We start from the raw sequence: 13575 nt of genomic DNA on the forward strand, positions 1-13575 counted from the left end.
ACCTTCGTGAGCACCTTTCAGGCCCCCAAGGGCACGTACGACCTGATTCCGCCCCGTTCCGCCGTGTTCCTGGCGGTCCGTGACGCCATCGCGACCCAGGTGCGGAACGCCGGCTACGGCTACGTCGAGACCCCCGGCTTCGAGGACGTGAACCTCTTCGCCCGCGGCGTCGGCGAGTCCACCGACATCGTGACCAAGGAGATGTACACCCTCACCACGAAGGGCGGCGACCAGCTCGCCCTCCGTCCCGAGGGCACCGCCTCCGTGCTGCGCGCGGCCCTCCAGGCCAACCTGCACAAGCAGGGCAACCTCCCGGTCAAGCTCTGGTACTCCGGCTCGTACTACCGCTACGAGCGCGCCCAGGCGGGCCGCTACCGCCACTTCTCGCAGGTCGGCGCCGAGGCCATCGGCGCCGAGGACCCGGCGCTCGACGCCGAGCTGATCATCCTGGCCGACCAGGCGTACCGCGCCCTCGGCCTGCGCCAGTACCGCATCCTGCTGAACTCGCTCGGCGACAAGGAGTGCCGCCCCGTCTACCGCGAGGCCCTGCAGACCTTCCTGCGCGGCCTCGACCTCGACGAGGAGACCCTGCGCCGCGCCGAGATCAACCCGCTGCGGGTCCTCGACGACAAGCGCGCCGACGTGCAGAAGCAGCTCGTCGACGCGCCGCTGCTCCGCGACTACCTGTGCGACGCGTGCAAGGCGTACCACGAGCAGGTCCGCGAACTGATCACCGCCGCCGGCGTGGTCTTCGAGGACGACCTCAAGCTGGTCCGCGGCCTCGACTACTACACCCGGACCACCTTCGAGTTCGTCCACGACGGCCTCGGCTCCCAGTCCGCCGTGGGCGGCGGCGGCCGCTACGACGGCCTCTCCGAGATGATCGGCGGCCCCGCGCTGCCCTCCGTCGGCTGGGCGCTCGGCGTCGACCGGACCGTCCTCGCCCTGGAGGCGGAGGGCATCGCCCTCGACCTGCCGGCCGCCACCAGCGTCTTCGCGGTCGCCCTCGGCGAGGAGGCGCGCCGCGTCCTCTTCGCCAAGGTCACCGAGCTGCGCCGGGCCGGTGTCGCGGCCGACTTCTCCTTCGGCGGCAAGGGCCTCAAGGGGGCCATGAAGGACGCCAACCGCTCCGGCGCCCGCCTCACGCTGGTCGCGGGGGAGCGGGACCTCGCCGAGGGCGTGGTCCAGCTCAAGGACATGGAGTCCGGGGAGCAGCGCGCGGTCGCCCTGGACGAGGTCCTGGACGCCGTGCGGGCCCAGCTCGCCTGACGTCCGGCTTTCGGGGGAGGGGCCCGGTCCGCGCCCGCGGCCGGGCCCTTCCTTATGCCCCGCGAACGGCCGATGGCGTACGCCTTGTTGCAGAATGACCATGGCCAGGGGGCCCGCGAGCGACGGAGAAGGACAGGCATGACGAACGCCGGTACGGAGACGACGGCGGCGACGGGGACCGTCGGCGCGAGCAAGGGCCTGGCCTGGCTCCTGGTGATCACCGGGGCGGCCGGGGTCCTCGCCGCCTGGATCATCACCATCGACAAGTTCAAACTCCTGGAGGACCCGAACTTCGTCCCCGGGTGCAGCCTCAACCCCATCGTGTCCTGCGGGAACATCATGAAGAGCGAGCAGGCCTCGGTCTTCGGCTTCCCCAACCCCCTGCTGGGCCTGGTCACCTACGCCATGGTGATCGCCATCGGCGTCGGCCTCCTCGCCGGCGCCCGCTACCGCCGCTGGTACTGGCTCGGCCTCAACGCCGGCACCCTCTTCGGCGTCGGCTTCTGCACCTGGCTGATGCAGCAGTCCCTGTACGAGATCAACTCGCTCTGCCTGTGGTGCTGCCTCGCCTGGGCCGCCACCATCGTCATGTTCTGGTACGTGACCTCCCACAACGTCCGCCACGGCGTCATCCCCGCCCCGGCCGGCCTGCGGACCTTCCTCGCCGAGTTCACCTGGGTCCTGCCCGTCCTGCACATCGGGATCATCGGCATGCTGATCCTCACCCGCTGGTGGGACTTCTGGACGAGCTGACCGCTCCCGCCCGCTTGTCGGCGGCGTGACCTAGGCTTCGTGGACGTGGAGCCCGACCTCTTTACCGCAGCCGCCGAAGAACGCCAGGAGAAGGACCCGTCCAGCAGCCCCCTGGCTGTCCGGATGCGCCCCCGCACCCTCGACGAGGTGGTGGGCCAGCGCCACCTGCTCAAGCCGGGCTCACCGCTGCGGCGGCTCGTCGGGGAGGGGAGCGGCCCCGCAGGCGCCTCCTCGGTGATCCTCTGGGGCCCGCCCGGCATCGGCAAGACCACTCTCGCGTACGTGGTCTCCAAGGCCACCGAGAAGCGTTTCGTCGAGCTCTCCGCGATCACCGCGGGCGTCAAGGAGGTCCGGGCCGTCATCGACGGGGCCCGCCGCGCCTCCGGCGGCTACGGCAAGGAGACCGTCCTCTTCCTCGACGAGATCCACCGCTTCTCCAAGGCCCAGCAGGACTCCCTGCTCCCGGCCGTCGAGAACCGCTGGGTCACCCTCATCGCCGCCACCACCGAGAACCCCTACTTCTCGGTGATCTCCCCGCTCCTCTCCCGCTCGCTGCTCCTCACCCTGGAGCCGCTCACCGACGAGGACCTCAGCGGCCTGATGGACCGGGCCGTCACGGAGGAGCGCGGTCTCGGCGGCGCCGTCGGTCTCGGCGACGACGCCCGCGCCCACCTGCTGCGGATCGCCGGAGGGGACGCCCGGCGCGCCCTCACCGCCCTGGAGGCCGCGGCCGGCGGCGCCCTCGCCAAGGGGGAGCGGGAGATCACCCTCCAGACCGTCGAGGAGGCGGTCGACCGGGCGGCCGTGAAGTACGACCGGGACGGCGACCAGCACTACGACGTCGCCAGCGCCCTCATCAAGTCCATCCGCGGCTCCGACGTGGACGCGGCCCTGCACTACCTGGCCCGCATGATCGAGGCCGGCGAGGACCCCCGCTTCATCGCCCGCCGGCTGATGATCTCCGCCAGCGAGGACATCGGCCTCGCCGATCCCCAGGCCCTGCCGCTCGCCGTCGCCGCCGCCCAGGCCGTCGCCATGATCGGCTTCCCCGAGGCCGCCCTCACCCTCAGCCACGCCACCATCGCCCTCGCCCTCGCCCCCAAGTCCAACGCGGCGACCAACGCGATCTCCGCCGCCCGCGAGGACGTCAGGAACGGCCTGGCCGGCCCGGTCCCGTCCCACCTGCGCGACGGCCACTACAAGGGCGCGGCCAAGCTCGGCCACGCCCAGGGGTACGTCTACCCGCACGACGTGCCCGGCGCGATCGCCGCCCAGCAGTACGCCCCCGACGCCCTCCACGGCAGGCGGTACTACGAACCCACCCGCTACGGTGCCGAGGCCCGCTACGCGGACGTGGTCGAGAAGGTCCGCGGGCGGCTCAAGGGCGACGGCTGAGCGGACCGGCCCCCGGGACGGCGGCGCTCCGCGGAGCCGGTACACTGGTCGGGATCGCTGCGTTCCGCGTCCGGCCCCGCCGGCACCACCAGAGCGGGACAGTCAGCAGGAGACCCGCCCCCGGGCAGGGTTTCCAGGAGCGTCGCGCACCTTCGAAGGTGTCGCGTGCCACCCACCACCCCCCGGATTCCCGGGACCGGCGGTGGGCCGTCCGCGTGCTGCACGTACGTGCCCAGACCGGGAAGCGGCTGCCCGACGGGTCCCTCGCGGACCCGACGGGTTTTCCCGGCTGCGGATGCGACCTCCCTGACCACTGGTGAAGCCGTATTCGTTCAGACAGAGAGGTTGGTTCATGACGAACCAGGCCCGCCCCAAGGTCAAGAAGTCGCGTGCCCTCGGCATCGCGCTGACGCCGAAGGCCGTCAAGTACTTCGAGGCCCGTCCCTACCCGCCGGGCGAGCACGGCCGCGGCCGCAAGCAGAACTCGGACTACAAGGTCCGTCTGCTCGAGAAGCAGCGTCTGCGTGCCCAGTACGACATCAGCGAGCGCCAGATGGCGCGCGCCTACGACCGCGCCAAGAAGGCCGAGGGCAAGACGGGCGAGGCGCTGGTCGTCGAGCTCGAGCGCCGTCTCGACGCCCTGGTCCTGCGTTCGGGCATCGCCCGCACCATCTACCAGGCCCGTCAGATGGTCGTCCACGGCCACATCCAGGTCAACGGTGGCAAGGTCGACAAGCCGTCCTTCCGCGTCCGTCCCGACGACGTCGTGATGGTCCGCGAGAAGTCCCGCGCGAAGACCCTCTTCCAGGTCGCCCGCGAGGGTGGCTTCGCCCCCGACGGCGAGACCCCGCGCTACCTCCAGGTCAACCTGAAGGCCCTGGCCTTCCGCCTGGACCGCGAGCCGAACCGCAAGGAGATCCCGGTCATCTGCGACGAGCAGCTGGTCGTCGAGTACTACGCCCGCTGATCCAGCGGCCGCAGCGCTCGATCCGCGGTGTTCAGCCCGCCGCCTCCCCGCCCTTTCCGGTGGGGGAGCCGGCGGGCTTCCGCGTTCCCGGCACCACCGGCGGACGCGCGGTGCGGAACGGCCGCGGCGCCGCCCCCGCCGGCCCGCCGGCGACCGCCCCCGGCCGGTCGGCCACCGCCCGCTCCACCGCCTCGTCCAGCGAGAGGTCCTGCCCCCGCCGGAACGCCTCCTCGTACCGCCCGGCGCCCAGCTCCTCCACCGCCCGCCCCGCGCACAGCGCCCGCGGCCCGTCGAAGGAGCCCGAGCCGAAGAGCTGGAGCCCGACCGCGTCCCAGACCGGCAGCGCCGCCCCCTGGAGCACCGCCGCCTCCACCGCGTCGCCCTCGCTCACCGTGACCAGCGCCAGCAGCTCCACGGCCAGCACCACCCCCACCAGGTCGCGGAAGAGGTGGTTGATCGTCAGGCACTCCACCAGCAGCTCCCGCGCCTCCGCCGGCGCGCCCCGGGTCCACGCCGCGTACCCGAGCACATAGAGCGCGTACGCCCGGGTCCACCGCTCGCCCCGCTCCTCGCAGACCTCGCGCACCTCCCGGCAGATCGCCACCGCGCCCTCCAGGTCGCCCCGGAAGGCCCGCGCCATCGCCAGCTCCACCCGGCCCATCAGCACGTTGCTGTTCAGCTCGCCGAGCTCCGCGTACGCGTCGAGGGCCCGGCCCAGCAGCTCCTCGGCGCGCGGGAAGTCGTCCGAGAGGAGCGCCAGACACCCCAGCCGGTGCGTCGCGTACGCCTCCGCCAGCCGGTTCCGCGACGCCCGCGCCCGCTCCCGGCAGGAGTGCAGCGCGGCCACCGCCGCCGTCGGATCGCCCTGGAGGACCGCCACGTAGCCGAGCACCCACTGGGCCTTCAGCCGTGCCTCCTCGTGCCCCGAGTCGAGCGCCAGGGCCCTGTCCAGCCAGTGCCGCCCCTCCGAGAGCCGCCCGCACCCCACCCACGCGAACCAGAGCGTCCCCGCCAGGTGCTGGGCCAGGTGCGCCTCGTCCGGCAGCTCCAGGCAGAGGTCGAGCGCGGCCCTCAGGTTCGGCAGCGCCGCGGCCGTCCGGACCGCCACCTCCGCCTGCCGGGGGCTGAACCACTCCAGCTCGCACCAGGTCGCCAGGCCCATGTACCAGTCCCGGTGCCGCCGCCGCATCCGCTCGGTGTCCCCGAGCGCCGCCAGCCACTGCGCGCCGTACGCCGCCACCGTGTCGAGCATCCGGTAGCCCGGGCCCGCCGCCGTGTCCTCCCGGGCCACCAGCGACTGCGCGAGGAGGCCGTCCAGCAGGTCGAGGATCCCCTCCTGCGGCAGGTCGGGGCCCCCGCACACGTACTCCACCGCCTCCAGGTCGAAGGGGCCGGCGAAGACCGAGAGGCGCGCCCAGAGCAGCCGCTCCTCCGGGGTGCACAGCTCGTGGCTCCAGCCGATGGCGGTGCGCAGCGTCCGGTGACGGGGGAGGACTCCGCGCCCGCCGTCGCCGAGCAGCCGGAACCGGTCGTCGAGGCGGGCCAGCAGCTGCTCGACGGAGAGCAGGGAGAGCCGTCCCGCGGCCAGTTCGAGCGCGAGCGGGATCCCGTCGAGGCGCCGGCACAGCTCCCGTACCGGCCCGTCCTCCGCGAGGGCGGGCGCGCCGGCCCCCGCGGCCCGCTCGGCCAGCAGCTCCCGCGCGTCGGGCTCGTCCATCGGCGCCAGCCTCAGCACCGCCTCGCCCGGGATCCGCAGCGGACGGCGGCCGGCGGCGAGCACGGTGAGGCCGGGGGCCGCCGCGAGCAGCTCGCGGACGAGCGGGGCACAGGCCTCCACCAGGTGCTCGAAGCCGTCGAGGACGAGGAGCAGCCGGCGCCCGGCGAGGTGCTCCAGCAGCACCTCGCGCGGTCCGCGGAGCGTGTGGTCGGTGAGGCCGAGCGCCTCCACGAGGGCGTGCTCGACCAGCTCCGGGTCGCGCAGCGGCGCCAGCTCCGCGAGCCGCACCTCCTCGCCAAAGCGTTTCTGCGCGGCGGCGGCGACCCTGAGGGCGAGCCGGGTCTTGCCGACCCCGCCCACCCCCAGGACGGTGACGAGGCGTGACTCGTCCAGGAGGGCGGCCAGCGCGGCCTGCTCGTCGGCGCGTCCCACGAACCGGTTGAGCTCCGCGGGGAGGTTGCTGCGTCGCATGGGACACGGAGCGTACTCATCCGCGCGCGCTCCGTACAATCTGATCGGGTAACTCCCGCCCCACGGGCGGTAATGCGGTACGGCTCGACAGCCCGGGCGCGATAGGGTCGGAGGACGACTTTTCGCAGGACCCGAACGACCAACGACGACAGCAGAGAGCGGTGCGGAGTGACCGGTGGAGAGGTTGCCGGGATCCTGGTGGCCGTGTTCTGGGCGATCCTCGTCTCCTTCCTCGCCGTGGTACTGGCGAGGCTGGCACAGACGCTCCGGGCGACCACCAAGCTCGTGGCGGACGTGACCGAGCAGGCGGTTCCCCTGCTCGCCGACGCGTCGGCCACCGTGCGCTCGGCGCAGACCCAGCTCGACCGGGTGGACGCCATCGCCTCCGACGTCCAGGAGGTCACCGCCAACGCCTCCGCGCTCTCGACGACCGTCGCCTCCACCTTCGGCGGCCCGCTCGTCAAGGTCGCCGCGTTCGGCTACGGGGTCCGCAGGGCGCTCGGCCGCGGCCGGGACCGGGGGGACGTGCCGCCCGCCGCCGGGCGCCGTACTGTGATCGTCGGTCGTACCGTGCCCCTCGCACGGCGCCGGAAGCAGAAGGGCCGATAGCCGCGATGTTCCGCCGTACGTTCTGGTTCACGGCCGGCGCAGCCGCCGGCGTCTGGGCCACCACCAAGGTCAACCGCAAGATCCAGCAGCTGACCCCCGAGAGCCTGGCGGCCCAGGCCGCCAACAAGGCGGTCGAGGCGGGCCACCGGCTCAAGGACTTCGCCCTCGACGTGAGGGCGGGGATGGTCCAGCGGGAGGCCGAGCTGGGTGAGGCGCTCGGCCTCGACGCACAGCCCCCCGCGGACCGGGAGCTCCCCGAGCCCCGCCGCCGGGCCGCTCTCGGCCCCACCCCGCACAAGACCACGACCACGTTTTCGTCGCGCACGATCTCGTACAACCGGAATGAGGACCACTGATGGAGTCGGCTGAAATCCGCCGCCGCTGGCTGAGCTTCTTCGAGGAGCGCGGTCACACCGTCGTCCCTTCGGCGTCGCTCATCGCGGACGACCCGACTCTGCTGCTCGTCCCCGCGGGCATGGTGCCCTTCAAGCCCTACTTCCTGGGTGAGGTCAAGCCGCCCTTCGCGCGCGCCTCCAGCGTGCAGAAGTGCGTGCGCACGCCCGACATCGAAGAGGTCGGCAAGACCACCCGCCACGGCACGTTCTTCCAGATGTGCGGCAACTTCTCCTTCGGCGACTACTTCAAGGAAGGCGCCATCAAGCTCGCCTGGGAGCTGCTGACCACCTCGGTGGAGCACGGCGGCTACGGGCTGGAGCCGGAGAAGCTCTGGATCACCGTCTACCAGGACGACGACGAGGCCGAGCAGATCTGGCGCGACGTCGTGGGCGTCCCGGCCGAGCGCATCCAGCGCCTCGGCAAGAAGGACAACTTCTGGTCCATGGGCGTCCCCGGCCCCTGCGGCCCCTGCTCCGAGATCAACTACGACCGCGGCCCGGAGTTCGGCGTCGAGGGCGGCCCGGCCGTCAACGACGAGCGGTACGTCGAGATCTGGAACCTCGTCTTCATGCAGTACGAGCGGGGCCGGGGCATCGGCAAGGAGGACTTCGAGATCCTCGGCGACCTGCCGTCCAAGAACATCGACACCGGTCTCGGTCTCGAGCGCCTGGCGATGATCCTCCAGGGCGTGCAGAACATGTACGAGACCGACACCCTCAAGGTCGTCATCGACAAGGCCACCGAGCTCACCGGCGTCGCCTACGGCAAGAGCCACGACAGCGACGTCTCGCTGCGCGTGGTCGCCGACCACATGCGCACCTCGGTCATGCTCATCGGCGACGGCGTCACCCCGGGCAACGAGGGCCGCGGCTACGTGCTGCGCCGCATCATGCGCCGTGCCGTCCGCAACATGCGCCTGCTCGGCGCCACCGGCCCGGTCGTCGGCGAGCTCGTCGACACGGTCATCCGGACCATGGGCGAGCAGTACCCGGAGCTGGAGACCGACCGCAAGCGCATCGAGACGGTCGCCCTCGCCGAGGAGGCCGCGTTCCTGAAGGCCCTCAAGGGCGGCACCAACATCCTCGACACCGCCGTCACCGAGACCAAGGCCGCCGGCGGCTCGGTCCTCGCCGGCGAGCAGGCCTTCCTGCTCCACGACACCTGGGGCTTCCCGATCGACCTCACCCTGGAGATGGCCGCCGAGCAGGGCCTCTCCGTGGACGAGGACGGCTTCCGGCGCCTGATGAAGGAGCAGCGGGACCGCGCCAAGGCCGACGCCCTGGCCAAGAAGACCGGCCACGCCGACGTGACCTCGTACCGCGAGATCGCCGACGCCGCCGGCGCCACCCGGTTCACCGGCTACACCAACACCGAGGGCGAGTCCACGGTCGTCGGCCTGCTGGTGAACGGCGTCCCCTCGCCGGCCGCCTCCGAGGGCGACGAGGTCGAGGTCGTCCTCGACCGCACCCCCTTCTACGCCGAGGGCGGCGGTCAGATCGCCGACCAGGGCCGCATCCGGCTCCACTCCGGCGCCGTCATCGAGATCCGCGACGTGCAGCAGCCCGTCCCCGGCGTCTCGGTGCACAAGGGCGCGGTGCAGGTCGGCGAGGTGACCGTGGGCTCCACCGCCTACGCCACCATCGACGTGCGCCGCCGCCAGGCCATCGCCCGCGCCCACTCGGCCACCCACCTGACCCACCAGGCGCTGCGCGACGCCCTCGGCCCGACGGCCGCCCAGGCCGGTTCGGAGAACCAGCCCGGCCGCTTCCGCTTCGACTTCGGTTCGCCGAACGCCGTCCCCGGCACGGTCCTCATGGACGTCGAGCAGAAGATCAACGAGGTCCTCTCGCGCGAGCTGGAGGTCCACGCCGAGGTCATGCCGATCGACGAGGCCAAGCGCCAGGGCGCCATCGCCGAGTTCGGCGAGAAGTACGGCGAGCAGGTCCGCGTCGTCACCATCGGCGACTTCTCCAAGGAGCTGTGCGGCGGCACCCACGTCAAGAACACCTCCGCGCTGGGCCTGGTGAAGCTGCTCGGCGAGTCCTCCATCGGCTCCGGCGTGCGCCGCATCGAGGCCCTGGTCGGCGTCGACGCGTACAACTTCCTCGCCAAGGAGCACACGGTCGTCGCCCAGCTCCAGGAGCTGGTCAAGGGCCGTCCGGAGGAGCTGCCGGAGAAGATCGCCTCCATGCTCGGCAAGCTGAAGGACGCCGAGAAGGAGATCGAGAAGTTCCGCGCGGAGAAGGTCCTCCAGGCTGCCGCCGGTCTGGTCGACTCCGCCAAGGACATCCGCGGCCTCGCCCTCGTCACCGGCCAGGTCCCGGACGGCACCGGCGCCGACGACCTGCGCAAGCTCGTCCTCGACGTGCGCGGCCGGATCCCCTCCGACCGTCCGGCCGTCGTCGCCCTGTTCACCACGGCCAACGGCAAGCCGCTCACGGTCATCGCCACCAACGAGGCCGCCCGCGAGCGCGGCCTCAAGGCCGGTGACCTGGTCCGCACCGCCGCCAAGACCCTCGGCGGCGGTGGCGGCGGCAAGCCGGACGTCGCCCAGGGCGGCGGCCAGAACCCGGAGGCCGTCGGCGAGGCCATCGCCGCCGTCGAGCGCCTCGTGGTGGAGACGGCGTGACGATGCGTCGCGGCCGCCGTATCGCGGTCGACGTCGGGGACGCCCGGATCGGGGTCGCCTCGTGCGACCCCGACGGGGTCCTCGCCACGCCGGTGGAGACCGTGCCGGGACGCGACGTCCCGGCCGCCCACCGGCGGCTCCGCCAGATCGTCGAGGAGTACGAGCCGATCGAGGTCGTCGTGGGCCTGCCCCGCTCGCTCAGCGGGCGGGAGGGTCCGGCCGCGGCCAAGGTCCGCGCCTTCGCCCGCGAGATGGCGAAGGGCGTCGCCCCGGTGCCGGTGCGCCTGGTCGACGAGCGGATGACGACGGTGACGGCGACCCAGGGGCTGCGGGCCTCCGGGGTGAAGTCCAAGAAGGGCCGGTCCGTCATCGACCAGGCCGCCGCTGTGATCATCCTTCAGAACGCTCTTGAGTCCGAACGGGTATCAGGTAATCCGCCCGGTGAGGGCGTCGAAGTGGTCATCTGATCGCGATACGGTAACGTTCCGCGCGATGCGGCCGCGTTCGAACAGCTGCCGCACTACGTAGAGGCGGATCGTCCGGAAGCCTCGCGGCTGTTTGGGGATCGATGACTGAGTATGGCCGGGGCCCTGGCCCCGAACCGTGGCACCCCACGGACCCGTTGTACGGGGACCAGGGGTGGGAAGGTCAGCAGCAGTACCAGCAGCAGCCGCAGCACCCGCAGCAGCCGCAGCAGGCGACGCCGTACGCGCAGGGTGGCCAGGCCTACCAGGACCCGTACGCCCAGCAGGGCTACGGGACCGACCCGTACCAGCAGCAGGCCGCGTACCAGCAGCAGCAGTACCAGCAGCAGGGCTACGCCGACCCGCACGCGCAGGCGTACGGCGACCAGGGGCAGCTCCACGGGCAGGCCCAGGGCCAGCCGCAGGCGTACGACCGGGCCGGCTGGGACCAGGGGTACGACACGCCCGGGCAGCCCGGACAGGCGTACGACGGCAACTGGGAGACCGGTCAGGCCGCCATGGCCTACAACGCACCGCCCGCCGATCCGTACGGCGGTCAGCAGCCCGACCTCTACGGCACCCCCGAGGCCTATCCGCCGCCGCAGCCGCCCGGCCGCCGGCAGCAGCCCCCGGAGCCGGTCGTCGACTGGGAGCCGGAGCCCGAGCCCGCCCGTCCCGAGCCGGAGGAGTCGCACCCCTTCTTCACCGGTGACGACGAGAACGACCACGACGACCACGAGGACGAGGAACCCGCCGGCCGCCGGGGCCGTGGCGGACGCGGCGGCGACCGCGAGCGCCGCGGCAAGGAGAAGAAGCGCAAGGGCAAGAACGGCGTGGCCTGCCTGGTCGTCGCCGCGGTCCTGGTCGGCGGCGTCGGCGGCGTCGGCTACTTCGGCTACCAGTTCTGGCAGGGCCAGTTCGGCGAGGACCCCGACTTCGCGGGGACCGGCAGCGGCGAGGTCCAGGTCGAGATCCCGAAGGACTCCGGCGGCTACCAGATCGGCAACATCCTCAAGAAGGCCGGCGTGGTCAAGAGCGTCGACGCCTTCGTCTCCGCCCAGGCGAAGAACCCCAAGGGCCTCTCGATCCAGGCGGGCTTCTACACGCTCAAGAAGGAGATGTCGGCGGAGAGCGCGGTCGCGCTGATGCTGAACCCGGCGAGCCAGGCCAACCTCGTCATCCCCGAGGGCAAGCGCAACGCCTGGGTCTACGAGGAGCTCGACAAGCGCCTCGACCTGGAGGCGGGCACCACCAAGGAGGTCGCCTTCAAGCAGGCCGACTCCCTCGGCCTGCCCGACTGGGCCAAGAACCACCCGAACGTCAAGGACCCGCTGGAAGGATTCCTCTTCCCCGCGAGCTACCCGGTCGGCAAGGGCACGAAGCCCGAGGACGCGCTCAAGAAGATGGTGAGCCGCGCCAACGCCGAGTACGTGAAGCTGGACCTGGAGGGGAAGGCGCGGGCACAGGGCCTGAAGGGGCCCTGGGAGCTGCTGACCGTCGCCAGCCTCGTGCAGGTCGAGGGCAAGTACAAGCACGACTTCGACAAGGTCGCGCGGGTGGTCTACAACCGCCTCCAGCCGGACAACGCCGAGACGGCGGGCCGTCTGGAGTTCGACTCCACGGTGAACTACCTCCGGGGGAAGAGCACCCTGGACGTCGGCACCGTCGAGGAGATGCGGAAGATCAAGGACCCGTACAACACGTACGCGTACGACGTGAAGGGCCTCGTCCCCGGCCCCATCAGCAACCCCGGCATCGAGGCGCTGAATTCGGCCATCTCCCCGGCCGAGGGCCCGTGGTACTACTTCGTGTCGATCAACGAGAACAAGACCGTCTTCTCCGTGACCCTCAAGGAACACAACCGGAACGTGGCGGAGTACGAGAAGGAACGGGAGAAGTCCGGCCAGTGAGCACACCGCACCGTGCCGCCGTCCTCGGTTCGCCGATCGCCCACTCGCTCTCCCCGGTCCTGCACCGGGCCGCGTACGCGGAGCTCGGCCTGGACGACTGGTCGTACGAGCGCTTCGAGATCGACGAGGCGGCCCTGCCGGCCTTCCTCGCGGAGCTCGACGGCTCGTGGGCCGGCCTGTCCCTGACCATGCCGCTCAAGCGGGCGGTCATCCCGCTGCTCGACGAGGTCACCGCCACGGCGGCCTCCGTCGAGGCGGTCAACACGGTGGTCCTCCGCGAGGACGGCCGCCGCGTCGGCGACAACACCGACATCCCCGGCATGATCGCCGCCCTGCGCGAGCGGGGCGTCGAGAAGGCCGACTCCGCGGCGATCCTCGGCGCGGGGGCCACCGCCTCCTCGGCGCTCGCCGCCCTGGCCCGCGTCTGCGCGGGCCCGGTCACCGCCTACGTCCGCAGCGAGGCCCGGGCCGCCGAGATGCGCGGCTGGGGCGACCGGCTCGGCGTCGACGTCCGCACCGCCGCCTGGGAGGACGCGGCGGAGGCGTTCGCCGCGCCGCTGGTGGTCGCCACGACCCCGGCCGGGACGACCGACGCCCTCGCCGCCGCGGTCCCCGACCGCCCCGGCACCCTCTTCGACGTCCTGTACGACCCCTGGCCCACCGCCCTCGCGGCCGCCTGGTCCGACCGGGGCGGCAGGGTGGTCGGCGGCCTGGACCTCCTGGTCCACCAGGCGGTCCTCCAGGTGGAGCGGATGACGGGCGTTCCCCGGGCCCCGCTGGCCGCCATGCGCGCCGCCGGCGAGAGCGCGCTCGCCGCCCGCTGACCCGCTCCGCAGGCCCGCCGCGACCGTGCCCCCGCCGTCCGCGACGGCGGGGGCACGCGTCCGCCAGCTGGACCGGAGGCCGGGCTCGCCCCGCGGACGTGGGAGGATCGGGGACGGCGGGTCCGGGCCGCGCGTCCGGGGCTGCCGCAGCAGTGCCCAGGCGAGTATGAG

General features: G+C 72.4%; 11 protein-coding genes. 10 read left to right on the plus strand and 1 reads right to left on the minus strand.

Going from position 1 to position 13575, the window contains the following annotated elements:
- Positions 1-6 precede the first annotated feature (6 nt).
- The 4 genes from hisS (at position 7) to rpsD (ending at position 4384) form a co-directional block, all read left to right on the plus strand.
- Positions 7-1269 carry a histidine--tRNA ligase gene (gene hisS / locus IE287_RS16560; RefSeq protein WP_189849809.1) on the plus strand — a complete coding sequence of 421 codons (1263 nt, stop codon included), beginning with the start codon at positions 7-9 and terminating at the stop codon, positions 1267-1269.
- A 138-nt stretch (positions 1270-1407) separates the two neighbouring features.
- Positions 1408-2022 carry a vitamin K epoxide reductase family protein gene (locus IE287_RS16565; RefSeq protein WP_189849810.1) on the plus strand — a complete coding sequence of 205 codons (615 nt, stop codon included), beginning with the start codon at positions 1408-1410 and terminating at the stop codon, positions 2020-2022.
- Between the two features lie 45 nt (positions 2023-2067).
- Positions 2068-3417: a replication-associated recombination protein A gene (locus IE287_RS16570; RefSeq protein ID WP_189849811.1), complete on the plus strand. Its 1350-nt coding sequence runs from the start codon at positions 2068-2070 to the stop codon at positions 3415-3417.
- 352 nt (positions 3418-3769) lie between these two features.
- Entirely contained in the window at positions 3770-4384 is a 615-nt protein-coding gene (gene rpsD, locus IE287_RS16575) for a 30S ribosomal protein S4 (protein WP_189849812.1), read from the plus strand.
- 31 nt (positions 4385-4415) lie between these two features.
- Here the strand turns inward: rpsD and IE287_RS16580 are convergent, their stop codons facing one another.
- Positions 4416-6572 (minus strand): ATP-binding protein, encoded by a 2157-nt coding sequence (locus IE287_RS16580; protein WP_189849813.1) that lies wholly within the window; start codon positions 6570-6572, stop codon positions 4416-4418.
- 168 nt (positions 6573-6740) lie between these two features.
- Between IE287_RS16580 and IE287_RS16585 the strand changes: the two genes are divergently transcribed.
- From IE287_RS16585 to IE287_RS16610, 6 genes are all read left to right on the plus strand, one after another.
- Positions 6741-7181: a DUF948 domain-containing protein gene (locus IE287_RS16585; protein ID WP_189849814.1), complete on the plus strand. Its 441-nt coding sequence runs from the start codon at positions 6741-6743 to the stop codon at positions 7179-7181.
- A 5-nt stretch (positions 7182-7186) separates the two neighbouring features.
- Positions 7187-7537, plus strand: a complete 351-nt coding sequence (locus IE287_RS16590; protein WP_189849815.1) for a DUF6167 family protein — start codon at positions 7187-7189, stop codon at positions 7535-7537.
- Positions 7537-10206, plus strand: coding sequence for an alanine--tRNA ligase (alaS, locus tag IE287_RS16595; protein WP_189849816.1), 2670 nt, complete (start codon positions 7537-7539; stop codon positions 10204-10206). The genes IE287_RS16590 and alaS overlap by 1 nt, the downstream gene beginning before the upstream one ends.
- 2 nt (positions 10207-10208) lie before the next feature.
- The gene (gene ruvX / locus IE287_RS16600; RefSeq protein WP_031005548.1) at positions 10209-10673 is read left to right on the plus strand and encodes a Holliday junction resolvase RuvX; all 465 of its coding nucleotides are present in this window, start codon (positions 10209-10211) and stop codon (positions 10671-10673) included.
- Positions 10674-10774: 101 nt separating this feature from the next.
- On the plus strand, positions 10775-12580 hold the full coding sequence (gene mltG / locus IE287_RS16605) for an endolytic transglycosylase MltG (RefSeq protein ID WP_189849817.1): 1806 nt from the start codon (positions 10775-10777) through the stop codon (positions 12578-12580).
- Positions 12577-13404 carry a shikimate dehydrogenase gene (locus IE287_RS16610; protein WP_189849818.1) on the plus strand — a complete coding sequence of 276 codons (828 nt, stop codon included), beginning with the start codon at positions 12577-12579 and terminating at the stop codon, positions 13402-13404. The genes mltG and IE287_RS16610 overlap by 4 nt, the downstream gene beginning before the upstream one ends.
- The last annotated feature ends 171 nt before the right edge of the window (positions 13405-13575 follow it).

Source organism: Streptomyces omiyaensis (assembly GCF_014650895.1).
Classification (GTDB): Bacteria; Actinomycetota; Actinomycetes; order Streptomycetales; family Streptomycetaceae; genus Streptomyces; species Streptomyces omiyaensis.